20 protein-coding genes are annotated in these 22,450 nt (G+C 70.8%); 10 read left to right on the plus strand and 10 right to left on the minus strand.

All coding sequences use genetic code 11. The features are described 5' to 3' along the window. Positions 1 to 382 precede the first annotated feature (382 nt). Positions 383 to 856, minus strand: coding sequence for a MarR family winged helix-turn-helix transcriptional regulator (locus AB0E67_RS24420; protein ID WP_362030476.1), 474 nt, complete (start codon positions 854 to 856; stop codon positions 383 to 385). A 288-nt stretch (positions 857 to 1,144) separates the two neighbouring features. Beyond that, positions 1,145 to 1,702, minus strand: coding sequence for a glycoside hydrolase family 25 protein (locus AB0E67_RS24425; protein ID WP_362030478.1), 558 nt, complete (start codon positions 1,700 to 1,702; stop codon positions 1,145 to 1,147). Between the two features lie 136 nt (positions 1,703 to 1,838). Between AB0E67_RS24425 and AB0E67_RS24430 the strand changes: the two genes are divergently transcribed. Beyond that, positions 1,839 to 2,549 (plus strand): NAD(P)-binding domain-containing protein, encoded by a 711-nt coding sequence (locus tag AB0E67_RS24430; protein WP_362030480.1) that lies wholly within the window; start codon positions 1,839 to 1,841, stop codon positions 2,547 to 2,549. 155 nt (positions 2,550 to 2,704) lie between these two features. Here AB0E67_RS24430 and AB0E67_RS24435 read toward each other — a convergent pair whose 3' ends face one another. Further along, positions 2,705 to 4,084: a radical SAM protein gene (locus tag AB0E67_RS24435; RefSeq protein ID WP_362030482.1), complete on the minus strand. Its 1,380-nt coding sequence runs from the start codon at positions 4,082 to 4,084 to the stop codon at positions 2,705 to 2,707. A 154-nt stretch (positions 4,085 to 4,238) separates the two neighbouring features. Next, positions 4,239 to 5,075, minus strand: coding sequence for a pentapeptide repeat-containing protein (locus AB0E67_RS24440; protein ID WP_362030484.1), 837 nt, complete (start codon positions 5,073 to 5,075; stop codon positions 4,239 to 4,241). Between the two features lie 573 nt (positions 5,076 to 5,648). On the opposite strand from AB0E67_RS24440, the gene AB0E67_RS24445 reads away from it, so the two are divergent. The 5 genes from AB0E67_RS24445 (at position 5,649) to AB0E67_RS24465 (ending at position 10,436) form a co-directional block, all read left to right on the plus strand. After that, positions 5,649 to 5,828, plus strand: coding sequence for a hypothetical protein (locus AB0E67_RS24445; protein ID WP_362030486.1), 180 nt, complete (start codon positions 5,649 to 5,651; stop codon positions 5,826 to 5,828). Between the two features lie 633 nt (positions 5,829 to 6,461). Then, positions 6,462 to 6,965, plus strand: a complete 504-nt coding sequence (locus tag AB0E67_RS24450) for a hypothetical protein (protein WP_362030488.1) — start codon at positions 6,462 to 6,464, stop codon at positions 6,963 to 6,965. A 145-nt stretch (positions 6,966 to 7,110) separates the two neighbouring features. Further along, a complete protein-coding gene (locus AB0E67_RS24455) occupies positions 7,111 to 7,641 on the plus strand; it encodes an SMI1/KNR4 family protein (protein WP_362030490.1) in 531 nt (176 codons plus the stop codon). A 314-nt stretch (positions 7,642 to 7,955) separates the two neighbouring features. Beyond that, positions 7,956 to 8,183: a hypothetical protein gene (locus AB0E67_RS24460; RefSeq protein WP_362030492.1), complete on the plus strand. Its 228-nt coding sequence runs from the start codon at positions 7,956 to 7,958 to the stop codon at positions 8,181 to 8,183. 789 nt (positions 8,184 to 8,972) lie between these two features. Then, positions 8,973 to 10,436: an L-fucose/L-arabinose isomerase family protein gene (locus AB0E67_RS24465; protein WP_362030630.1), complete on the plus strand. Its 1,464-nt coding sequence runs from the start codon at positions 8,973 to 8,975 to the stop codon at positions 10,434 to 10,436. A 194-nt stretch (positions 10,437 to 10,630) separates the two neighbouring features. Here the strand turns inward: AB0E67_RS24465 and AB0E67_RS24470 are convergent, their stop codons facing one another. Continuing rightward, positions 10,631 to 11,704, minus strand: a complete 1,074-nt coding sequence (locus AB0E67_RS24470) for an enoyl-CoA hydratase/isomerase family protein (RefSeq protein ID WP_362030494.1) — start codon at positions 11,702 to 11,704, stop codon at positions 10,631 to 10,633. A gap of 283 nt (positions 11,705 to 11,987) precedes the next feature. Here AB0E67_RS24470 and AB0E67_RS24475 point away from each other — a divergent pair, with 283 nt between their 5' ends. Further along, positions 11,988 to 14,123, plus strand: coding sequence for a SpoIIE family protein phosphatase (locus AB0E67_RS24475; RefSeq protein ID WP_362030495.1), 2,136 nt, complete (start codon positions 11,988 to 11,990; stop codon positions 14,121 to 14,123). A 210-nt stretch (positions 14,124 to 14,333) separates the two neighbouring features. Here AB0E67_RS24475 and AB0E67_RS24480 read toward each other — a convergent pair whose 3' ends face one another. The 4 genes from AB0E67_RS24480 to AB0E67_RS24495 form a co-directional block, all read right to left on the minus strand. Continuing rightward, a complete protein-coding gene (locus tag AB0E67_RS24480) occupies positions 14,334 to 14,822 on the minus strand; it encodes a GNAT family N-acetyltransferase (protein WP_362030497.1) in 489 nt (162 codons plus the stop codon). Positions 14,823 to 14,862: 40 nt separating this feature from the next. Further along, positions 14,863 to 16,056 carry a DUF6397 family protein gene (locus AB0E67_RS24485; RefSeq protein ID WP_362030499.1) on the minus strand — a complete coding sequence of 398 codons (1,194 nt, stop codon included), beginning with the start codon at positions 16,054 to 16,056 and terminating at the stop codon, positions 14,863 to 14,865. A 31-nt stretch (positions 16,057 to 16,087) separates the two neighbouring features. Further along, on the minus strand, positions 16,088 to 16,501 hold the full coding sequence (locus AB0E67_RS24490) for a roadblock/LC7 domain-containing protein (protein WP_362030500.1): 414 nt from the start codon (positions 16,499 to 16,501) through the stop codon (positions 16,088 to 16,090). A 165-nt stretch (positions 16,502 to 16,666) separates the two neighbouring features. After that, positions 16,667 to 18,094: an LCP family protein gene (locus AB0E67_RS24495; protein WP_362030502.1), complete on the minus strand. Its 1,428-nt coding sequence runs from the start codon at positions 18,092 to 18,094 to the stop codon at positions 16,667 to 16,669. A 536-nt stretch (positions 18,095 to 18,630) separates the two neighbouring features. Between AB0E67_RS24495 and AB0E67_RS24500 the strand changes: the two genes are divergently transcribed. Together AB0E67_RS24500 and AB0E67_RS24505 are read left to right on the plus strand one after the other, a co-directional pair. Beyond that, entirely contained in the window at positions 18,631 to 19,206 is a 576-nt protein-coding gene (locus AB0E67_RS24500) for a TerD family protein (RefSeq protein ID WP_362030504.1), read from the plus strand. Between the two features lie 209 nt (positions 19,207 to 19,415). Next, positions 19,416 to 20,015 (plus strand): methyltransferase domain-containing protein, encoded by a 600-nt coding sequence (locus AB0E67_RS24505; protein ID WP_362030506.1) that lies wholly within the window; start codon positions 19,416 to 19,418, stop codon positions 20,013 to 20,015. 183 nt (positions 20,016 to 20,198) lie between these two features. Here AB0E67_RS24505 and AB0E67_RS24510 read toward each other — a convergent pair whose 3' ends face one another. Beyond that, complete coding sequence (locus AB0E67_RS24510) at positions 20,199 to 21,104, minus strand: oxygenase MpaB family protein (protein WP_362030508.1); 906 nt, start codon at positions 21,102 to 21,104, stop codon at positions 20,199 to 20,201. A 221-nt stretch (positions 21,105 to 21,325) separates the two neighbouring features. Here AB0E67_RS24510 and AB0E67_RS24515 point away from each other — a divergent pair, with 221 nt between their 5' ends. Then, complete coding sequence (locus AB0E67_RS24515) at positions 21,326 to 22,369, plus strand: hypothetical protein (protein WP_362030510.1); 1,044 nt, start codon at positions 21,326 to 21,328, stop codon at positions 22,367 to 22,369. Positions 22,370 to 22,450: the final 81 nt, after the last annotated feature.

Here is a 22,450-nt window from a genome sequence, read left to right on the forward strand (position 1 = left end):
GGACACGTTGCCGTGCGCGGCCGGAACGCCTATCGGGGTACACGGCCTACGCCAAATGCTATTTCCGGATAATCCGATAAACGCTCAACTGCCCTGAAAACAGGCGCTCTTGATGTTCCGTTGGTCCGTCCGGGCGACTTCCTGAAACCCGCTCACCCCCGCGACAGCGTGTCTTTCGTTGACACGCCCCGAACAGCGAACATTCCCGCCCCGCCGCCCATACCCGCTTCCCGTCCGACGCCCCTGTTCCGCCCGACGCCCGGCGCACCCGGGACCGGCCGCCGTACCGCCGCACCCCTCCCCGACCGCGGGCGACCGATCGCGCGCCGCGTGTGAGGCGCGCGAGGAAACCGGGGCCGCTCCGGCCGGGGCAACCGGGACCTCAGCCGCTGGACGTCGAGGGCCCCGGCCCCTGCCCCTCCTCATGAGCATGGGCGTGGACGCGGCGCAGCAGCGCCGCCAACTGTGCCTGTTCGGCAGTACTCAGGGGGGCGAGCAGTTCCCGCTGAACGCCCAGCGCCTCCGCCTGCAGATCCGCGAGCACCGCGCGGCCCGCCGGACTGGACGTCACCGTCACCCGGCGGCGGTCGGCGGTGTCACGGGCCCGCTCCACGAGTCCGGCGACCGCGAGATCATCCACGATCTTCACCATGTCGCTCCGGTCGATCCGGAGCCGGGACGCCAGTTCCCGCTGCACATGGGGACCGAAATCGACCAGCGCGGACAGCACCGCCATGTGCCACAGTTTCATGTCCCGCTCGGCCAGCCTCGCCGCCAGCCTGCTCCGCGCGGTCTTGCCGGTCCTGGACAGCAGGTAGGTCGTGAATCCCAGAAGGCTGGGCGGGATCTCGCTCATCGGCCTCATCCTAGGTGCCCCGTACCTGATGACCGGCGGGTCCCGGCACGGGTCGGCCCTCGTTCACCAGTGGCCCGGTGAAGCCCCGGACGACGACGGCCACGGGCGGGCTCCTCCGCCGGCATCGGGCGGGGGGCCGGCCCGCCGCGACCCGCACCAGTGGCGAAAGCTCCGGAGAGGCCATTGAGGACCGTCCGGTCCTCTTTCGTCGCCGCCCGCGCCGATCGGCACCGTGCCCGACCATCCGGACCGTCACGTACCGGTCCGTCCATCGGCATCGCGGCGCCGCTACGACTGCCCGCGTGCCCAGTCGCGCAGGGCGACTCGTGACGAGAACGCCGCCACGTCCTTGTCGAGGGGCTGGTCGGTGTACTGGTGAATGCGCCAGGACGCCTTGATCCGAGGCTTTCCGGCGGTCACGTAGTCGGCTATCCACAGACCGTCCCCCGCGTACGACGTCGTGTCGTGGTGCAGCCAGAAGGTGCGGTTGCAGTACAGCAGCACCTTGTGGTGCGGCCGCAGGCGCTTGACCTCGCGGATGAAGCGGTCCTTCTCGGCGTTGCCCGGCCGGGTGCCCTCGCCGTTCTCCTCCCAGTCCACGGCGAGCAGATCGCCCGCCTCCTCCGGCGCCTTGCTCAGGAAGTACTTCGCCTGCGCCCTGATGTTCCCCGGCCAGAGAAAGTGGTAGAAGCCGACCACGCACTCCGCGTCCCTGGCTCGTTTGACCTGCGAGGACAGCCGCGGGTTGACGTAGGAACGGCCTTCGGTGGCCTTGATGAGGACGAAGTCCAGCCCGTCCGGGTCGAAGGACGACTGGTAGGCACTGACATCGACACCATGCAGCATGGCATCGCCTCCGGATCTGCTCGGTGGTTCCGGTTTTCCTTGTCTACGTGCCCCCGCCGCTCGGGCCCATCCGCTCGGTGAACAGGCGAACCGTTTTCCCATCGGTGGAATAGGGCTGCCCGGCGGGAGGTTGGGGATGCGGCGAGAGCACCTCACACACCGCAGGCACCATGGGAAGGTCGGATCCATGAAGATCGGCATCATCGGAGCGGGCAACATCGGCGGTAATCTCACCCGGCGCCTCACCGCCTTGGGGCATGACGTCTCCGTCGCCAACTCCCGGGGCCCGCAGACGCTCACGGAACTCGCCCGGGAGACCGGGGCGACCCCGGTCACCGCTGCGCAGGCCGCCCGAGGAGCCGAGGTCGTGGTGGTCACCATTCCCCTCAAGGCGGTCCCGCTGCTGCCCTCGGGCCTGTTCGACGAGGCCGCGGAGGGGGTCGCGGTCATCGACACCGGCAACTACTACCCGCAGCAGCGGGACGGCCGGATCGCCGCCATCGAGGAGGGGCTGCCGGAGAGCCGGTGGACGGAGCGGCAGATCGGCCACCCCGTGATCAAGGCGTTCAACGGGACCTACGCGCAGGACATCCTCGACAACGGCCGCCCTCAGGGCAGCCCCGGCCGTCAGGCGCTGCCGGTGGCCGGTGACGACGCCGCGGCCAAGCGGGTCGTCAGGGATCTCATCGACGAACTCGGCTTCGACACCGTCGACACCGGCGGCCTCGACGAGTCCTGGCGGCAGCAGCCCGGCTCGCCCGTCTACGGTCATCGCGGTGATGCCGAGGCGGTCACGAAGGCGCTCGCCGAGGCGTCCCCGGAACGTACGGCGGAGTGGCGCGCCTGACGGACCACGGCCGCCGCGCCCGGTTCGTCGGGCCCGGCGCGCGTCGGCCGCGTCCCGCCGGGCACCGCGCACCGGAACGTCGTACCGCGACGGTCCGGTGCGCGTGCCGGTCGCCCCGCGCGTCGGCGGTCCGGGGCGGCCGAGGGGCGGTCCGGCTACTCCTGGGTGTCGTCGGGCCGTGCCGGAAGGCTGTCCATGAACGAGCTGACGGAGAAGACGGCGTGGCCGGCCCCGGGCGGACCGTAGCCGGGAGGCGAGCTGAGGCCGAACTCCTCCATGGTCGCCCGGTAGGCGTCCAGCAGGCGGATGTGGTACTCCAGCGGCGCACCGTCGGGGTTGGTCTTCCCGAGCGGGGTGGTGGGCTCCGGGCACCAGGTGGTGAAGCGCGGCGTGATGCCGTGCGACATGAAGAACCGCAGCCCCTCGGTGGTCGACTCGATGGCTTCCTTCACCGTGGTGAAGCCGAAGGGCGCGGCCATCTCCACGCCCGCGACGAAGTTGGGGATGACGTTGCGGGCGCCGAACACGTCGGCCGAGTCCAGGATGCGGCGGTGCCACTCGTCGCGTCCCACGTAGCGTTCCTTGCCCGGGCAGTAGAGCTCGAAGAGGCGGCGGTCCCACACCTCGTAGTTCGGGTGGTAGATCTGGATGCCGTAGTCGTGGAAGCGCTGGACGTCCGCCTTGGGCAGGGCCTGTGCGACGACCTTGCCGATCCACCGGCCGGGAAAGCGCTCCTCGATCGCCTTGGCGTACTGACCGTAGAAGTCGGCCTCGTCGCGGCCGCCGATGTGGGACGTGATGGCGCCGCCTGTGAGGGTATAGGCGGTGGACGACTTCGCGGTGTCGTACTTGTCGATGATGGCCAGGGCCTCCAGGACCTCCTCGACCGGCTTCACGCCGGTGTAGGGGCGTCCCGCCGCCTTGTGCTGGCGCCAGTTGTGGTTGATGTCGCAGTACTGGCACTCCTCCTTCGCCCCGAAGTACTGGCAGACCCGGAAGACCGTCAGGTAGACGAGGTAGCCCCACTGGATGGTGGGTGCGACCTCCATCACGGACTTGCCGTTCTCCAGGGTGTGCCGGTAGTAGTCCGGCATCGGGGGCAGGCCGACGTCGGAAATGCGCCGACCGTCCAGGTACAGCCCGAGCACCCCGTCGTCGTCGGCGGCGACACGGTACGGAGAGGCCGGATTGACCCGCACGGAGACCACGGTCCGCCGCAGTTCGTAGGGGCCTCCGGTGAGCACGATCTCCTCCGGGGGACGGCGCAGTGCGGCCGCGCCGAGCTCGGGGAGCGTTCCGTGGTCGAACGAGAAGATGAAGTACGACTTCGGCTTGACGTCGCCGTCCTCGTTGTCACTCAGCGCGGACTCGTCGAACGCCACGCCGCCGCGCAGCAGGTCCTCCTTGATGACGGCTTCCCGGGGGACGTGCGGGAACTGTTCCATGAGCCGCTCGACCAGACGGGTGCGGCTGCCATCGGTATGGCCCCCGTCGGTACGGCTGTGCTCGGTGTGGTGGTCGGTACTGCTGGCCATGTGCGGGACTCCTCGGTCCGGTCGAAGGCACTCCGGATACATCACACTGTGCAACGATCCGCGGGCGCCGGCGGTGCCCGGCCGCAGGGGGCGTTCTGCCCGGTTGCGGCGCGGCTGGTGTCCGGGCCGTCGGTGGTGCGGTCCGGGTCGGGGTTCAGTCGCCCCAGTGCGTGGGGCGGCCGAGGGAGGTCGGTAGCTTCGTCGCCGCGTCGCCCCTGGCCGCGTTGAGCTGGGCCTGGGTGAGGAAGAGGCTCGCGGTGAGGTCGGCGGCGGACAGGTCGGCATCCCGGAGGTCGGCGCCTATCAGGTCGGCCAGTCGCAGGTCGGCGCCCGTGAGGTCCGCAGCGATGAGGTAGGCGCCGCGCAGGTCGGCGCCTCTCAGATCGGCGCCTCTGAGCCGGGCACCGATGAGATCGGCGCCGCGGCGGTCACGCTTCCTCCCGCGGGGTGCGGTGGCCCGGACGGCCCGGCTCGCACGGGACAGCACTGCGGCGACCGACTCGCGGTGCGCGGCCACGTCCAGTTCCGCGAGCGTGTCCGCCGGCAGTCGCGTGAGGCGTTCCGTCTCCTCCAGGCAGCGCCGGATCTCTCCGTGGAGGGCTCGGGCCGGTCCGAGGGACAACGCCTCCGTGAGGTACCAGAGGAGTTCGTGGAGCTGCCGCATGACCGGGAACACCTGGAACATCCGCCGGGCGGTGTCCGGCGACCCGCGCCAGTCCCGCCCTTCGAAGGTCTCGCCGGACACCTTCTGCCCGGCCCCGAAGCAGTCGTACACGGTGCAGCCGGGAAAGCCGCGTGTGCGCAGTTCGGTGTGGATGCCGCAGCGGAAGTCCTCCTGGAGGTTGCGGCAGGGCTTCCCGGCTTCCTTGTCGATCGCGAAGTCCGAGGACCGGGTGAGGGTCAGCGCGACGCAGCAGAGTCCGAAGCAGTTCGCGCAGTCGGCTCGCAGTGTGGCGTGGTCGGAGCCAGGGCCTGGGACATGGGCGGGCACGGTCGGTGAGTCCTCCGGGTACGTGACTGTCGGACCGTCAACCCTATCGGTGGGCATCACTCGTACGCGCCGACCCCGTGATCGCTGCCGGACGCACCGGCCGCCATGGCATCCGTTTCACCCTGTTTCCTCGGTGAGAAGAGTCACCCTTCATACCTGTCAGCACGACGCCGGCCGTCCCGCCCCGCTCGGTCCGCCGCCGCGGCCCGCTCCTCCGCGCACTCCTCGCGGACTTCCTCCTACCGCTGCTCGCCCCGGCCGGGACCGCGCCGGCGGCCCGGAAACGACGTCGGTCGCTCCGGCACTCGCCCCCTCGGTGCACGTCGCACACCCGGTCGCCGCAGCTCCGATCGCCCCCGTGCACGAGCAACGCTCCGGTCGTCTGCTCGATCCGCGAGATGACCCCAGGGAGCAGGCGGGAGGCACGGGGGATCCGGATCCGGTCCACCAGCTGCTCGATGCCATGGAGACGGTCGAGGACCGAATGCGTGCCGAGGGCCGTTCCGACGAGGAGATCGCCCGCGCCCTGATCGCCATGCGCAACGAGACGAAGGAGAGATCACCCGTGCGGGCATGTCGCCGGAGGCCGTGGAGTCCCTCAAGGCCCGCGACATGGCGAAGTACGGCAACCCGCTGGGACCGACGGCCGACCAGCAGTTCGCCAAGTACGGCAGCTGGGCCGCGGTCATCGACGCGGCGACCCGCAGCAACGCCGCTGCCGACCGGGAGCCCGGCCCGGAGCCGCGTCGCTGATGTCCACGACGGTGCTGCGGGACTACGACCACCATGGCGTGGTGTGGGCGCCGGACCCGCCCTCCGGGCTCCTCTTCCCGGCCTCGGGCCGCTGCCACGGCTTCGTCCACATCCTGAGGCACCGCACCGGAACGGCCTCCGTCCTGCACGCCGACGGAACGGCAATCTGGTTCCAGTACGGCGAGCGCCGGCGGGACACCGGGGTGGCCGTTGTCCGGCTGGTCCGGCACCCGTGCGGTCGCCTGCTCACCGTCGGCGGTCCGCCCGTCCCCGCCCCCTGGCAGAAGCGGCCGCCGCAGCCGGACACCGGTCCCTTTACGATCGCTCACGACGGGACGGACACCCCGCGGACGATTTCTTCCTCCGGGTCGAGAGGCAGGTGTCCGACGCGCGTCGCCGGGCCGCCTCGGGCGGACGGGACTTTCGAAACACGCCCGGGCCCGGCCGTGCGCAGGCGTCGGCCTGTCCATGAGCTCGGTGGCGCGCCGTGTCCGAGCGGCTGAACAGTCGGAAGACAGCCCAGCAGGGCGTCAGTCAGTGCCCGAGCCACGACCACCGGAACCTGAGTATCAGCATCGATGTCAGTGCCGCGCAGCACACTGGCAGCAGTACCGCACGGTGAAGGGGACGCTGATGGGCATCGGGGACGACACCGGCTTCGAACCGGCCACGGGGGACGGAGAGGTGACGGTTCCGGACGAACGACGCACGGCATCCGTGCGCACGGCGTTCGAGGGGATGCTGCAGATCCGTCGGCTGACGAACACGGGGCTATCGAGCCCGGAGGGCGTACCCGCGCGGTGGGAGACGCACCGGCCGGTACGGGCCGTGGCCCTGGCCCTGGAGGCGTCGGGCCTGGCGGCTTCCGCGGTCGACGATTCCGGCGCGCGGACGGCGACCGGGTACCGCGTGACGGCGGGCGAGGCGCCGGACGGCGCGAGAGTGGAGTGGGTCGGTCCGCCGGGCGGCGGAGCCATGCACGCCGAGGAGAAGGAACTGGGCCGGTGCGCGGCCGTGCTGCGGGAGCTGGGCTGGACGGTGCTGCCGTACCGGGGACCGCGTCGTCGCAGGTTCCTGGAGGTCGAACCGCCGCCGGGCGTCCGGAGCAGGGACGGCGGTCCGGAGTCGCTCCGGTAGCGGCGCCTTCCGCCCGACCGGCGTTCTCCGCCGTACGATCCGGTTCCGGACGCCGCCTGACGGGTGCTCCGCCGTCGCGTCGTACGGAGGCGTCGAAGCTCCTCCCACTCGTCGAGCGGGTGCGCCCCGGTCATAGGATGCGCTCGTGACCCGGTTCGATGAGGTGAAGGCGACGTTCTGGGGCGAGGGTCTGTACGGGGTGCAGCCACCGCTGACGGACGCGGCCGTTCTGGATGCCGAGCTCCGGCTGGGTGTGCGGCTGCCGGCTTCGTTGCTGGAGCTTCTGCGGATCCGGAACGGTGGACCGGTCGCGGCGCGGTGGAACGCCTTCCCGACCGACGTGCCGACCTCGTGGAGCCAGAACCATGTCCCGCTCGACGGTCTGCTGGGCATCGGCCGTCACGACGGCCACATCTCGCTGCTGGACTCGGCCTACCTGATCGAGGAGTGGGGTCTTCCCTCGCCTCTGGTGCTGCTCTCGGGCGACGGCCACTGGTGGATCGCGCTCGACTACCGGACGTGCGGCGCACAAGGCGAGCCGTCCGTGACCTGGTTCGACGCGGAGGTTCCCGCGGAACTCCCGCTGGCCGAGGACTTCCGGACGTTCGTCGAGCGTCTGACCGCGGCTCACTCCCTCGACCTCGACGCCGCCGACGGCCGCCGATCCTCGTCATGAGCGTGCTCTGACCGTGCTTGCCGCGTTCGAGCGCCCGCGGTTCCGAACTGCCGATGGACCTCGCGGGCCACGGCCCTCGTGAGGCTGTCGCGCAGAGAGCAGTGCCGGACGGCGACCGGTCCCCGCCACGGTCGATGCGGTGGCGGTCGGCGCGACCGGAGGAAGCGGGCGTCGAAGCCACCGCGCACACGCGCGAAAAGCTGCTTCGGACCGGAGCCGGTCGCAGCGGGCCCGCATGTTTCCGACTGCGTCCTCGCTGTCAGACCCATGGGGAATGCTGGTGGGTCCGACACCTCTGAGCGGGAGATGCTGTGATGCGCAACGACGAACTCGCCGCGGCCCAGGCGTATGTCCGACTTCTGGAGGCCACCCGAGCGGCGTTGGCGGATCCCGAGGACGGCCCCTTTTACGTGCCGTTGCTCGCCTCCCCGATGGCGGAGGCCGATGGCGCGCTGGAGCGGGCGGGCCTGTGCGGGAACGAGTCGCGGTTCTTCGACCTCGTGTCAACGCTCCGACCGAGCATGTCGGGCGGAGGTCACTGAACCGGGCGGGCGGAACGGCACTTCCCCTCGCCCCGGGCCGCGGCCTGCCTCCGTCCCCGTTCCCCACCGGGCGGCCACAGCCCGGGACGGGGCGGGCGCGGCCGTCACCCTGTCGGCGGCCTTCACCTCTTCGCTCCGATGCGCCACCATGCCGGTACGGGCCGGGCAACGGTCCGGCGGCTGCCGCTGCCCCCTGTTCACGACCGCCGACGGCCCCGCACGACCACGTCATCCCTCCGGCGCACTGCCATCCCTTCGAGCCACTCCGTCACACCGAGGATTCCGACTCCATCCTCGGCGAACCGATTCAGGGTCGCCCTCGCCTGCAGACATCTGCTCACACGGGCGAATCGACAACTCCAGAGCTTGTCTGCCCCCCCACGCGGAAAACTGGTTCTGCGTGAAGCGGGATGAACCGATCCAACGCCCGTGATCACGGCGGCGGTCACCGTCCGCCGGACGACTCCACCTGTGAGGTGTGCATGCCCGACCTCTCCGCCGTCAAGGGGCTTCGGCCACGAGGTGGCGTGGGTCGGCCGGCGCAGGCCCGGCTTCCAGTTCGGCCTGGACATCGCGGCGGTCAAGGCCGCCAACCCGCAGGCCGTGGGAGCGATCCTCGGCGGTCACGGCATCACGGCCTGGGGCGGGACGTCCGTGTGCGGCCTCATGGAAGTACGGCGACTCGTCGCGCGGATCCAGGCACTGGGACCGCCGGGTTCCGGGAGTCCGGTGAACGCCACCGCCGAGTGGCGGAATCGCTCGACGAACGACGAGAAGGGAAGGAAGCACATGACCGATGTCTCTCCCCCCGCGCTCCACGGCGGGCTGCCCCGCGTCACCCGCCGTCCTACCCGGGTCGGCCTGGTCTCCGGTGGACTCGGCGCGTACTGGCCCCAGTTCCCCGGTCTCCTAGACCGGCTGCGGGAATCGGCTCGATTCGTGACCGAACGGTTCCGGGAGATGGGCTGCGACGTCGTCGACGCCGGCTTCGTCTCGGACCCGCAGGAGGCGGCCGGGGCGGCGGAGCGCCTGCGCCGGGCGGACTGCGACGTCGTCGTGACGTATCTGACGACGTATCTCACCGCCTCGATGGTGCTGCCGATCGCCCAACGCGCCCATGCCCCGGTGCTGGTGATCGACCTCCAGCCGACCGAGGTCATGGACCACCCGAACACCGGAACGGGCCAGTGGCTGGCGTACTGCGGGCAGTGCCCACTGCCGGAGATCGCCAATGTGTTCCGGCGCAGCGGTGTCGCCTTCCGCTCGGTCTCCGGCCATCTGCGCGACGACAACGCCTGGAACCGGATTCGGCGCTGGATCACCGCGGCGCGGGTGCGCGGTGTGCTGCGGCACGGCCGGCACGGGCTGATGGGCCATCTCTATCCCGGGATGCTCGACGTCTCCACGGACATGACGCTGGTCTCGGCCCGGTTCGGCGGGCACGTCGAGGTCCTGGAGTTCGACGATCTGCGGGTCCGGGTCGCGGCCGTGACGGACGAGGAGACGGCCGGACGGGTCGCGCTCGCCCACGAGGTCTTCACCCTCGACGCATCCGTGAACGAGGACGACCTCGCCTGGGCCTCCCGGGTATCGGTCGGGCTGGACCGGCTCGTCGAGGACTTCGGGCTCGACAGCCTGGCGTACTACCACCGCGGTCTGGAGGGCGAGATCCACGAACGGCTCGGCGCGGGCATGATCCTCGGCGCGTCGTTCCTGACCGCGCGGGGCATCCCGATGGCCGGGGAGTACGAGTTGCGCACCGGTCTGGCCATGCTGATCGCCGACATCATCGGCGCCGGTGGCTCGTTCACCGAACTCCAGGCCCTCGATTTCCGGGACCGGGCGGTCGAGATGGGCCACGACGGCCCCGCCCACCTCGCGATCAGCGCGAGGGATCCGCTGCTACGCGGGCTGGGGGTCTACCACGGCAAGCGGGGGTGGGGGGTCAGTGTCGAGTTCGACGTCGGACACGGCCCGGTGACCACGTTCGGCGTCGGCCAGGAGGCGGACGGGACCTTCACATTCGCCGTCTCCGAGGGCGAGGTCGTGCCGGGGCCCCTGCTGGAGATCGGCAACACGACGTCGCGGGTCGACTTCGGCTTCGACCCGGGCGAGTGGACCGACGCGTGGGCGGCGACCGGCGTCGGTCACCACTGGGCCCTGTGCACCGGCCACCGCGCCAAGGACCTCAGGGCGGTGGCCGATCTGCTCGGCGTCCCCTTCCGCGCGGTCACCGGTCCCGGACCCCTTTGAACGGTTCCCTCCGCCGAGGGTCCCTCTCTCCCCAGACCTTCCGGTTGCCCTGGCCGCACCTGTCCCACGCGTTCCGGTTCTTCTCGCCGTGGCCTTCCGGTCCCCCGGCCCGCCCTCCCTGCTCTGCCTTCCCTCCTCCGTCGGTCCCTCGTCCGTCCCAGCTTCGTCCCTCGTTCGTCCTTCGGCGTGCCGCCTCAGGCGGTCGTCCCGGGGACGGTGGCCAGGCCGAGTTCACGTTCGCCCAGCGGGGCGAAGAACCGCGCCACGTCGTCGTCCGTGACCTCGGTCAGCTCCGCAGGACTCCACCGCGGGCGGCGGTCCTTGTCGATGATCTGCGCCCGCACGCCCTCCACCAGGTCGGGCCGGGCGAAGGCGGTGCACGACGTGCGGTACTCCTGGTCGAGCACCGCCTCCAGGCCGCCGAGCCGGCGGGCCCTGCGCAGCGCGGAGAGGGTCACCTTGAGCGCGGTGGGCGACTTGGCGATGATCGCCGCGGCGGCCTGCTTGGCGGCCGGGACGCCGCTGTTGTCGAGCCGGTCGAGGATCTCCTCGACCGTGTCCGCCCGGTAGCAGGTGTCGATCCACTCACGGTGCGCCCCCAGTTCGCCCTCCGGTGCGGAGGCGGCGTGTGCCCGCACCGCTGCCTCGGTCTCGTCGGGCGTGCGGCAGTCGGCGAGTGCCGTGGTGAGGGCGGTGAGGCGCCGAGCCGGTACGAAATGGTCGGCGAGCCCGCACAGCAGGGCATCACCCGCTCCCACCGCGTCCGCCGTGAGTGCCAGGTGCGTGCCGAGCTCGCCGGGTGCGGACGCGAGCAGGTACGTTCCGCCCACGTCGGGGACGAATCCGATGCCGGTCTCGGGCATGGCGACGCGCGAGCGTTCGGTGACGATCCGGACGTCGCCGTGAGCCGAGATCCCCACGCCGCCGCCCATCACGATCCCGTCCATGATCGCCACATAGGGCTTCGGATACCGGGCGATGCGCGCATTGAGCCGGTACTCGTCGCGCCAGAACGCGAGTGACGCGGTGCCGCCCGCTCGGGCGTCGTCGTGGATGGAGCGGATGTCCCCGCCCGCGCACAGGCCCCGCTCTCCCGCGCCGGTGATCAACACGGCGGTCACCGCGTCGTCGCGCTCCGCTTCGGCGAGCGCTTCGTCGATGCGCAGCACCATGGCGTGATTCAGCGCGTTGAGCGCCCGCGGTCGGTTCAGCGTGATGTGCCGGACACGACCCTCGGTGTGCGTCAGGACGGGATCGTCATGGTTCATGAATGCGCTCCGGTCAGCCCTTGTGCCGCATCGTCCGTCACACACGGACGATCTTCCACCGCTCATTGTCGGGGGCGGGTTCCTCCCCCGGAAGGCAGGGGTGCCGGGCACCTCCGGGGCGCGGACGTCCCGGCAGCCGTCGTCCGGGAGCCTCGCCCGTCGTGGTCCGCGCGTCGCGGTCGGCCGGTCCGCTGTGGCGGCCTTCCGTCACCGGCTCGACAATTGAGTCACCCCGTACGGGCACGCCGCCCGTGAGCCCCGCCGGACGACCTCCGGAGCAGGTATGACCGATCACGACCGGCAATCGAGCACCCCCGCCGCGCCCCGTCGGCCGATCGAGCAGTCGCAGGGTCGCGGTTCCGTGACGGCCGAGGGTCTCGTGATGAAGCGGACGGGCAGTTTCGACTGGGATCTGGACACCGGCACGCTCGACATCGACGAAGCGGGCCTGCTGGTCCTGGGGCTGGATCCGCTGTCGTTCGACTTCCGGCCCGAGTCGGCGGTGGAGCGGCTCGACGCCACCGAGCGAGCCCGGCTCGACGAGGCGGTCAATGACGCGATCGTCGGGGGGCGCAGTTCGTACTGCGTCCATCTCCGAGTCCCCCTGGACGGTGGAAAGGACCAGCGGACACACGTCCAGGCACGTGTTCTGCGCGGCGATGACGGCCGGGCCCACCGGGTCGTCGGGGTGGTGCGCGATGCGACGGCGGAAATCGACCACTCGGAGTTCCTGCTGGACCTGGAGAAGCGGACGCAGCGCCAGACCAGCATCGTTGAACGTACGACGAGCGCGCTGTCGCGTGCGGTGACCGTGGACGACGTGACCGCCTCGCTCACAGGTCCGAGCGGCCTGGCGCGGATCGGCGCGGACGGTCTCGCGCTCGGCATGGTGGAGAAGTCGACGCTGAACGTGATCGCGCTCAGCGGCGACGCGTTGGAGGCGGTCGCGGAACTCGGTTCCGGCGAGGAACTGGACCGGAGCCTTCCGCTGGCCGACACGGTGGTCAGTGGCCGTCCCCGGTTTCTGAACTCCGTTTCCGCGCTGGTCGGCCGGTATCCGGCGGTGGCCCCGTACGCCGAGCGGCTGAGGTTCCGGGCGGCCGCGTATCTGCCGCTCGTCGCGCAGGCGCGTACCGTGGGGTCGCTGGCGCTCTTCTACCGCGAGCCCACGGCCTTCGACGCGGACGAGCGCAGCCTGTGCCTGGGGCTGGCCGCCATCGTGGCGCAGTCGCTGCAACGGGCGAAGCTCTTCGACGAGGAGCGCGAGTTCGCCACCGGTCTCCAGTCGGCCATGCTTCCTCGGCGCATCCAGGAGATCCAGGGCGGCGAGATCGCCGTGCGGTACCACGCCGCCTGGAGCGGACGGCAGATCGGTGGCGACTGGTACGACGTGATCGCGCTGCCCAAGGACCGTTTCGGGATCGTGGTGGGTGACGTCCAGGGCCATGACACGCATGCGGCCGCCATCATGGGTCAGCTCCGCATCGCGCTCCGGGCATACGCCGCCGAGGGACATGCTCCGTCGACGGTGCTGGCCCGCGCCTCGCGCTTCCTCTCCGAGCTCGACACGGAACGCTTCGCGACCTGCACGTACGCCCAGGTCGACCTGGCCTCGGGGGCCGTGCGCGTGGTGCGCGCGGGGCATTTCGGACCGTTGATCCGGCAGGTGGACGGCCGGGTCGGCAGTCCGCAGGTGCGCGGTGGTCTGCCGCTGGGCATCTCTACCGATTTCGGGGACGAGGAGTATCCGGAGACCCGTCTCGATCTGGTTCCGGGCGAGACGCTCGTCCTGTACACCGACGGGCTGGTGGAGGAGCCGGGGGCCGATGTCGAGGTGGGCGTGCAGGCCCTGGTCCATGAGGTGAGCACGGGGCCCGCGGGGGCCCAGGCGCTGGCAGATCACCTGTCGGACCGGCTCTGGGAGCGCTGGGGGTCGGGGGACGACGTCGCCCTGCTGGTGCTGCGGCGCAGTCCGGACCCGGGATCACCGCGGGCCCCGCGACTGCACCAGTACGTCCACCAGGCGGATCCGGAGGGGCTTTCCGACGCCCGCACCATGGTGCGTCAGGCCCTCAATGACTGGGACATGGCCGAGCTGGCCGACGACGCCGAGCTGATGACCGGCGAACTGCTGGTGAACGTGCTGCTGCACACCGAAGGCGGTGCCGTGCTCACCCTGGAGGTGCTGCCGGAGCCCGTGCGTCGGATCCGGCTGTCCGTGCAGGACCGTTCCAGTGTGTGGCCGCGGCGCCGCAGCCCGGGTGAGACCGCGACATCGGGGCGGGGGCTGCTGCTCATGGACGCCGTCGCCGCCCGTTGGGGCATCGAACCACGCGGCGAGGGCAAGGCCGTCTGGTGCGAGATCGGGCCCTCGAAACCGCACGGCCCCGCTCAGGCGAAGTCCTCGGCACGGACGTGACGTGACGGTGCACAGCAGCGCCTGATCCGTCCCTCATGGGACGCGGCGCACCAGTTCGATCGTCCCAGCGCGATGGTGTGGGCCCGTGGACAGCACCGGGACCACAGGGGTCGTCAGGGCCGCATGGTGCGGCCCTCGCCCGAACCACACCCTCCCGCCGTCGGCAGTCGGAAGAACCGCCACACCGACTCCCTTGACAACAGAGGGTCTTCAGAGGCGGCGGTACATGACGTGCAGCCCGACGAACCCTTGTGCGGGATGCCTGAACCCCTCGGGCAGGGTGCCGAGGATCTCGAAACCGAGCGAGCGATAGAGCCGGACGGCATGGGTGTTCGTCTCGACCACCGCGTTGAACTGCATCGCCCGGAAGCCCGATGAACGGGCCCAGTCCAGTGTGTGAACGCACAGCGCCCGACCCACTCCCTGCCCGGAGTATCGGGGGTCGACCATGAAACTGGCACTGGCGATGTGCGAGCCGTTGCCCATGTGATTGTTGTTCATCTTGGCCGTGCCGAGGATCGTCCCGTCGTCGCCGACCGCCACGACCGTGCGATTCGGCGGGGTGAGGAGCCACCACGAGCGGGCGTCGTCCTCGCCGAGGTCGAGCGGGTAGGTGTAGGTCTCACCCGCGGCCACGATGTCGTGGAAGAACGGCCAGATGGCGGGCCAGTCCTCGGCGGTGGCGTCTCTGATCAGCATGGAGACAGGATGCCGTTGCCGGGCCCCGGGCACGAGTCGATTACCTGTGGGGTCGCCGCGATGTGAGCCCGCGCAGCCTCAGCCGGGCGAGCAACGCGCGCACGGTCGTGGCCCTTGCCGTCGTGCCGGATACCCGCTCGGACACGTGCCTCTGCTCCCGTTTCCGTTTCGAGGTGCCGGGCGAGTGGGTCGCGGAAGCGGCCAGGGGTGCGGGCGTGAGCGGGAAGGCAGGAGCGCGGGCGGGCCCGGCCTCGGTGTCGGTGTCGGTGTCGCTCTCGGTCTCCAGGACGGGTCGGATGGCCTGAACCGATTCGTCCATGGTGGCCGTCCTCCGTCCCGGCCCCTGCTCGTCCACGTGGGCGAGACGTTGTCCGGGGCCATGGCCTCGACGGTCGGCATCCGTCCGTGGAACCGGCCGGGCCCTTCTGGCGCGATCCACCTCCGCGATCAGGTCGGCCTGCCGTCGCAGCGCCTCCTCCGGTTCCTCCGCTCGCGTCAGCCGCGCCATCGTGTCCTGTGCGTGAGGCGGCACTGTCGGTGCGAGGACCGGTTCGGGCCGGATCCCGGCGAGGTGAGCCCGCTCGGATGGTTCGTCGATCAGCTCTGCCACTCGCAGAGGATCCAGCGTGCCGGCCAGCACGGCCGCACGGGCCCAGGGATCGTCGGTCAGTGCCATCAGCCGCTCGACGCGCCGCGCACGCCAATTGCGTGCCCGCCGGTCCGCGCCGCCCTCCAGCCGATCTCGCACCCAGGCCGGGCTCCGTCCCGTAAGAAGCAGGGGCTCCCGTGCCGCGAACCCGGCGAGTTCCTCGACCAGATAGAGCCAGACCACCGCCCGATAGCGGTTCAGGTAGAACGTGATCGGCGTGAAGCACCCCGCGCGGGCCAATCTGGTGAAACGGCCCGCACTGACCCCGATCAGACGGGCCCCCTCCGCCGTACCGACCGCGCGCACCCTTTCCCTCAGCACGTCAGGGAAACCGTCCCGCGCCCGCAGCCGTTCGATCTCTTCACGGTGGACCCGCGGGCCACCCTCACCCCGCTGCGCCGACACACGCACCAGGCCCAAATGCACGGCGATGATGAACTCGCCGCGCTTCAAGTGGAGTTCGCGAGCCGCCGCGCCCACAGCCATCGTGTTCGCGGTCTCCACACCCACAACACCGGCAACCGTCATGACATCCCCCTCCGGTTGATTACTCTCTGTAATCAGAGTAGTCCGGAGACGGCACATCCGCGCGGCCTGTGGAAAACTCCCGCGCGGATCAGGCCCGGCCCCCCTCGGCGTCCCCGCCCTGGCGCGCGGCGACGCCGAGGTGTTCACCGACCCTGTTGACGAGCAGGGTCATCTCGTAGGCGACCTGGCCCACGTCGGCATCGGCCGCGCTCAGCACGCACAGGCAGCTTCCCTCGCCGGCGGCCGTCACGAACAACAGCGCCTCGTCGAACTCCACCATGGTCTGCCGGGCCCTCCCCGCACGGAAGTGGCGCCCCGAACCACGGGCGAGGCTGTGGAGCCCCGACGAGACCGCGGCGAGATGTTCCGCGTCCTCACGCGTCAGCCCCGTGCTCGCCCCGGTCACGAGACCGTCGTTCGACAGCACCAGCGCATGCCGTATGTACCCGACCCTGTTCGTGAGATCGTCAAGGAGCCAGTCGAGTTCCTTGTCCAGCGCCATGTGCCCGTTCCTCCCCGCTCATGCGTTCCCCGTGCCCCGCGTTTCGCGTAAGCCTTGCGCACTGGTCACGAACGGGCAAGCACTACTCGGTCATGTGGCCGGGTCCCGGCCCCTCGGCTCCGTGACGGCCGGTCAAGGAGCCACTGCCCACCGGGCACGCACCACTCACCCCTGCGGGACGTCGGCACACGGGTTGTCGTCCGCCGAGCGGGCCTCGTCGGCGACAGCGGGCGGCACTGCGGAAGGAGCCGTTCCCCCGGGCGTGGCCGCCGAGTCCTCGGCGTACGAACTGCCGAGGACGACGCGGATTCCGGCCGAGTCGGACGCGTTCACCTTGGCTCCGGGCAGGTGCCGGGCGGTCTTCTCGGCCTCGTTCCGCAGGCCCGGTCCGTATTCGACGACCGTCGAGACGTGGTCCTGACGGCTCGCCGTGGCCGTGGTGGTGACCGTGAACCCCCGGGACCGCAGGAGATCCGCGGCCCGGGCCGCGAGCCCGGTGACCGTCGTGCCGTTGTAGACGGCGACACCGATGCCCTTTCCCGCGAGCGGGTCGGCGGCAGCGGACGGGGCACTGTCGCTGCCGGTCCGGTCGCGCTCGGCGGATCGCCTGCCGCTGGCGTCCTTGCCGTCGACCGTGCGGTCGGCCTTCAACGCGGCCCAGAGGGCGTCGGCGTCGGACTCGACGATCGCGACGCGAGCACCCTCGTAGCGCCACGGGACGGTCACGAACTTGGTGTTGTGCAGGTCGACGTTCTTCATCGACATGGCGAAGGAGAGCAGCCGGTCCGCCGATCCGAGTCCCGGGTCGACGGTCAGCGCGTCGGTGGCCGCGTTGGCGAGGGGCAACAGCGTGGTCGGGTTCATGCCGCGCGACTTGACCTTCTTGATGAGCGAGGCGACGAAAGCCTGCTGCCGCTTGATGCGTCCGAGGTCCGAGCCGTCACCGATGCCGTGCCGAAGCCGGACGTAGTCGAGTGCCCGCTGCCCGGAGACGGTCTGCGGACCCTTCGCGAAGATCCGCGCCCCCCGGGTGGGCAGTTTCGGGCTGAGGTCGCGCTGATGGATGTCGTGGGGCAGGCAGACGGGCACGCCTCCGACCGCCGAGGTGAGCGCGGAGAATCCGGCGAAGTCGACGACGACGGTGTGGTCGACGCGCAGGCCGGTGAGGCGTTCGACGGTGTTCTGGGTGCAGGCCGGATTGCCCTCGGCTGTCTCTCCCACCGAGAACGCCGCGTTGAACATGGCGTCGTGCTTCGGGGCGGTCCACGCGCCTCCCGGAAGTCTGCACGCCGGGATCTCGACCAGGGAGTCGCGGGGGATCGACACGGCGACGGCGTGCTTGCGGTCGCCGTACACATGGAGGAGGAAGGCGGTGTCGGAGCGCCCCACCGCGCCCTCGCCGCCGCCCAGTTCGCTGTTGCCTCCCGCACGCGAATCCGATCCGATGACCAGGACGTTCTGCCCCATCGACGAACCGGGCGGCCGGTCCCCGGAGAGCCCGTCCGCGCTGAAGGTGTCGATGCCGCCGTTCAATTTCAGGTACACCCACCCGACGCCCGAGACGAGCAGCACGAGAAAGGACAGCCCGGTCACGGCCGTCCGCCTCAGGCGTCCGCCCCGCGACCGGCCCGTCGCCGCCTTGCCATGTGTTGTCATCGGCCACCCCGTTCGTCCGGTTCCAGGAGGAACACTCGCCTTCCGTCGAGGAAGACGCGCGCCACCACCCTGTGGTTTTACAGTTGCGCAATGTAGCGAGTGCCGTTGTTCGAATGGATCACCGGACCTGCCCACAACCAGCCAGAAGCACTTCCCGGGAACACCGAGCACAAACACCGGCCGAAACGCGGCACTGAAATGTAATGCACCCACGCCACGCAACGGCCCGCCTCGCACGCACCGTTCGACCGCGGCGCTCACGGCGTCCTTCGCCGACGGACCCGCTGTCGGGAAGGACGCCACGCCCGGCCATGCGCGGAGGCGGACGGAACGGCAGACCTCGCTCCCGACACATCACTTCAGGAATTGCGCAATTATGGGAACCATGAAGTCGTCCTCGGCGTTCACCCTGGTGACGACAGACGACGCGCTGATCACGTTTCGCTGAAGCGCTGTACCACTGGAGGATGTTCATGGGTGTGAGCCTGGCCAAGGGCGGCAATGTCTCCTTGTCGAAGGAGGCACCCGGCCTGACCGCGGTGACGGTCGGTCTGGGCTGGGACGTGCGGACGACCACGGGCGCCGACCATGACCTGGACGCGAGTGCGCTGCTGTGCTCGCAGACCGGGAAGGTCCTCTCCGACCTGCACTTCGTCTTCTACAACAACCTGACGAGCCCCGACGGTTCGGTCCAGCACACCGGGGACAACCTGACCGGGGAGGGCGAGGGCGACGACGAGTCCATCAATGTGGACCTGGCCGCCGTGCCCGCCGATGTCGCCAAGATCGTCTTCCCGGTCTCCATCCATGAGGCCCAGAGCCGCGGCCAGAGCTTCGGTCAGGTCCGCAACGCCTTCATTCGCGTGGTGAACCGGTCGAACGGCGTCGAGCTCGCGCGCTACGACCTCAGCGAGGACGCCTCGACCGAGACCGCCATGGTCTTCGGCGAGCTCTACCGGCACGGCGCGGAGTGGAAGTTCCGAGCGGTCGGCCAGGGCTACGCGTCGGGACTCGCCGGAATCGCGTCCGACTACGGAGTCAACGTCTGATTCCGCGGGCCGTTCGCACCCGCCGATCCTCCTCCCGGCCGCTCTCCCCGACCCTCCGCGGGTTCGGCGAGAGCGGCCGGCCTCGCCAGATGTCCGCCCCTTGGCGAGGCCACGACGCCGATACCGGCCACGTGCCGTGGGCCGCGCCGCGGAGGGGCGTCGGCTTGGGCCGAGTTCCACTCCCACGGCGACTGCGCGATCATGTCGGTATGTCCGGTGACCACGCACATGTCCAGGAGTTCTTCACGGCCCGCGCGGCGGGCTGGGACGCCCGTTTCCCTGATGACGGACCCGCCTACGCCGCGGCCGTCGAGGCGCTCGGACTGCGCTCCGGTGACGCGGTGCTCGACGCGGGCTGCGGCACGGGGCGGGCACTGCCCGCTCTGCGAACGGCCGTGGGGCCGGACGGCACGGTCCTGGGCGTGGATCTGACACCGGCGATGCTGGAGTCGGCGGTACGGGCGGGCCGTGACCGCAGCGGGTTGCTGCTCCTCGCCGATGTCGCCCGTCTGCCGTTGCGGTCGGGGGCGCTCGACGCGGTGTTCGCCGCCGGTCTCATCTCCCATCTGGCGCACCCCGGACCGGGCCTGGCCGAGCTGGCCCGGGTGGTGCGGCCGGGCGGACGGCTGGCCTTGTTCCATCCCGTCGGACGCGCCGCTCTGGCGGCCCGCCCCGGCCGCCCGCTCACGGCGGACGACCTGCGGGCCGAGGCCAACCTCCGTCCGATGCTGGCGTGTTCCGGTTGGCGACTCGACGCCTACACCGATGTGGACGATCGGTTTCTCGCGCTCGCCACGCATACGGCCTGACGCCCCCCGGGCGTACGCCTTGACGCCCGCGCTGCACGAGCGCCTTGGCGCCCGCGCCGAACGAAGGCGCCGATAGTACGGCGCAGGTCAGGTGCGCGCCGGGGACGCGCCGACGGGCGGGACAGCGCACGCCGACGGGCGAGGGAACACACGCCGACCGGGGCGCCCGGCACCCTCCCCGGTTCAGTCCTGCCCGGGTGCTTCGGCGCGCCGACCGTGCGGAACCGGACAGCCGCGAACGCCCGGAGTGGGGAACGTCCCCAGCCGGGCGACTTCGTAGCCGTTCGGGTACCCCTTGATCTCGGGGTTCTGTCGCGCGTAGTGCGGGTTGGTGCGCGGCGGCAGCAGTCGGACGGCCCGCGCCCTCAGGCGGAGCGCGCCGTGGGTGAGCCCGCGGGCCACCGGCCCGGGGCGTTCGTACCTGAACGCTCGGAGCAGCGAGTCGTCGAGGAGCGCGAGGGCCGCCTTCCGCGCGACCGGCGCGAGGGGGCGCGGGTACCAGGAGCCCATCAGGTGCAGCGTGGCGTCGGAGACGCGGCGTCCGCCCTCGTCCCAGCCGAAGTGCTCGGCCTCGTAGGCGTCCAGGGTGCGCTCGAAGTCCTCGTACGTCTCCGGCAGGTCCTTGATGCCCATGTGGGCACCCAGTGTCCGGTAGTAGACGGCGCACGCCCGCAGTTCGTGGGAGGACAGCCGACGCCAGCCGAAGTCGTCGAGCCACCGCTTCGGCGTGACGACGAACGTGCACAGCACGTAGCGCATGTCGTCATTGCTGATGTCGTAGCTTCGGTGCATCTGGTTGATCCGGCGGATGGCCGTCCGACCCGCTTCGTCGGCGAAGCCGTGCTCCACGACCGTGTCGAGGAGAAGTGCGGTGTCGTCGTAGCGCTTCTGCGACCGCTCGGTCAGCTCGGCGGTCTCGGCGAGGAGCCGGCCGATACTGGGGACGGCGTAGGTGCGGTACAGCGCGAGTTCGAGTGCGCGGGTGATGTCCCACGGAAACTCGTAGGTCGCCGTGATGCGATAGATCCGCAGGAAGTCCCGTTCCGGATCGAGACTCTGAATCTCCTTCAGACGGTCGTACCGCTTCACCCGGCTGCCCCCTTGCGTCGGTCGGAAGGCCAACTCTACGTCGGCGGAAGGCGGGCACCGTACTCGAGGGAACAACTGTCGGCCGGATCCGGATCCGGGACCGTGTCGGACCCGCCGGGCGCGGTGGACCGGTCCAGGAACCACTTGTCAGGACCTCGACGAGCGAGTTACCGGCTGGTTAGGGTGCGCCGACGACAACCGTGACGGACGAGGAGAGAGCCGTGGCAGGGACAGGCGATGCGGTCACAGACGACGACGCGCTGTACGTGCTGACCGCGGCGCTGCTCACGCCCGCGCAGTTCCCGACCGTGCTAGGGGACGACTACCCCGCCGCCTGTGCGGCGCTCGCCCTCGAACCGTATGCCGAGGGGTACGGCCTGGTCCTCGGCCAGGACGCCGGGGGCGCACGCTGGACCGTGGTCGTGGACGACGTGTCGCTGGTCGCCGTGGCGATCGCCGCCTGGGACTGCGGAATGGAGTACGACCTGTCACCGGACGACCGCTCGATGGTGTGTGCGTTGCCGGGCTGGCCGCTCGCGGTCGCGGTCGCCGCCCCGGAGCTGGCCGCCCCGCACGATCCGCCGCCGGAACCGGACGCCGGGGGCTCCGGCCCGGTCCCGCTCGCGCCTCCCGCCACGGGCACATGGGGACCGGCCCAGCGACGCATGGGGGCGGACGAGATCGCGCACCAATGGACTTCCTGGCGGGAGCAGTTGGACGACACAACGGCCTCGGCCTCCTCCGACGTCACGAACGACGGTGCGGGGTCGGGGTCCGGGACCGGAGCCGCGACCGGCACCGGGGCCGGGACTGGGGACGAGACGGGTGCCGGCCCCGGGACGAGCACCAGGGCTCGTACAGGGAAGGAGGACCGGGAAAGGGCCACGCACGGGGACAGTGCCGGGGACCGGGACGGAGAGAGGGCGGGAGGCGAGCACGGCGCCGGAGCCGAGGGAGCAGATGCCACGGCCCCCACCGGCCCCCCGCCCGTCGTATCGCACGCCGGACTGCGGCGGGCGCTGACGGAGGCGCGCGCCTACCTGGACGCCCCACCTCCGCCGGGCCGGATACGGTCCTCCTTCGCCGCAGGTGATGCCCGGATGCTCCGCATCGACGGTCCCGGCTGGTCCATGGTGGCCAGGACGGACGACATGGCGTTCGTCCTGCTGGACGACGAACCGGGGGAGGTGTTTCCGGTCGGACGGGGCGCGCAGCTGCCCGGTCTGCTGGAGGCCCTGGACGCGATCGCGGTACGGCCGGTCTGAGCGGCGTACCATCGGCCGCCGTCCCGGCCTCCGGAGCCTCCGGGATCGCGGACACCGCAACGGGTCGTCGGCAGCACGTGC

The sequence above is a fragment of the Streptomyces sp. NPDC032161 genome (assembly GCF_040636995.1).
Taxonomy (GTDB): Bacteria; Actinomycetota; Actinomycetes; order Streptomycetales; family Streptomycetaceae; genus Streptomyces.

Bases quoted from the DNA above. Each gene is read 5' to 3' on its own strand.
- AB0E67_RS24420 (WP_362030476.1), bottom strand. From the start codon at position 856: ATGAGCGAGATCCCGCCCAGCCTTCTGGGATTCACGACCTACCTGCTG.
- AB0E67_RS24425 (WP_362030478.1), bottom strand. From the start codon at position 1,702: ATGCTGCATGGTGTCGATGTCAGTGCCTACCAGTCGTCCTTCGACCCG.
- AB0E67_RS24430 (WP_362030480.1), top strand. From the start codon at position 1,839: ATGCGGCGAGAGCACCTCACACACCGCAGGCACCATGGGAAGGTCGGA.
- AB0E67_RS24435 (WP_362030482.1), bottom strand. From the start codon at position 4,084: ATGGCCAGCAGTACCGACCACCACACCGAGCACAGCCGTACCGACGGG.
- AB0E67_RS24445 (WP_362030486.1), top strand. From the start codon at position 5,649: ATGTCGCCGGAGGCCGTGGAGTCCCTCAAGGCCCGCGACATGGCGAAG.
- AB0E67_RS24450 (WP_362030488.1), top strand. From the start codon at position 6,462: ATGGGCATCGGGGACGACACCGGCTTCGAACCGGCCACGGGGGACGGA.
- AB0E67_RS24460 (WP_362030492.1), top strand. From the start codon at position 7,956: ATGCGCAACGACGAACTCGCCGCGGCCCAGGCGTATGTCCGACTTCTG.
- AB0E67_RS24465 (WP_362030630.1), top strand. From the start codon at position 8,973: ATGACCGATGTCTCTCCCCCCGCGCTCCACGGCGGGCTGCCCCGCGTC.
- AB0E67_RS24470 (WP_362030494.1), bottom strand. From the start codon at position 11,704: ATGAACCATGACGATCCCGTCCTGACGCACACCGAGGGTCGTGTCCGG.
- AB0E67_RS24475 (WP_362030495.1), top strand. From the start codon at position 11,988: ATGACCGATCACGACCGGCAATCGAGCACCCCCGCCGCGCCCCGTCGG.
- AB0E67_RS24480 (WP_362030497.1), bottom strand. From the start codon at position 14,822: ATGCTGATCAGAGACGCCACCGCCGAGGACTGGCCCGCCATCTGGCCG.
- AB0E67_RS24485 (WP_362030499.1), bottom strand. From the start codon at position 16,056: ATGTGCCGTCTCCGGACTACTCTGATTACAGAGAGTAATCAACCGGAG.
- AB0E67_RS24490 (WP_362030500.1), bottom strand. From the start codon at position 16,501: ATGGCGCTGGACAAGGAACTCGACTGGCTCCTTGACGATCTCACGAAC.
- AB0E67_RS24500 (WP_362030504.1), top strand. From the start codon at position 18,631: ATGGGTGTGAGCCTGGCCAAGGGCGGCAATGTCTCCTTGTCGAAGGAG.
- AB0E67_RS24505 (WP_362030506.1), top strand. From the start codon at position 19,416: ATGTCCGGTGACCACGCACATGTCCAGGAGTTCTTCACGGCCCGCGCG.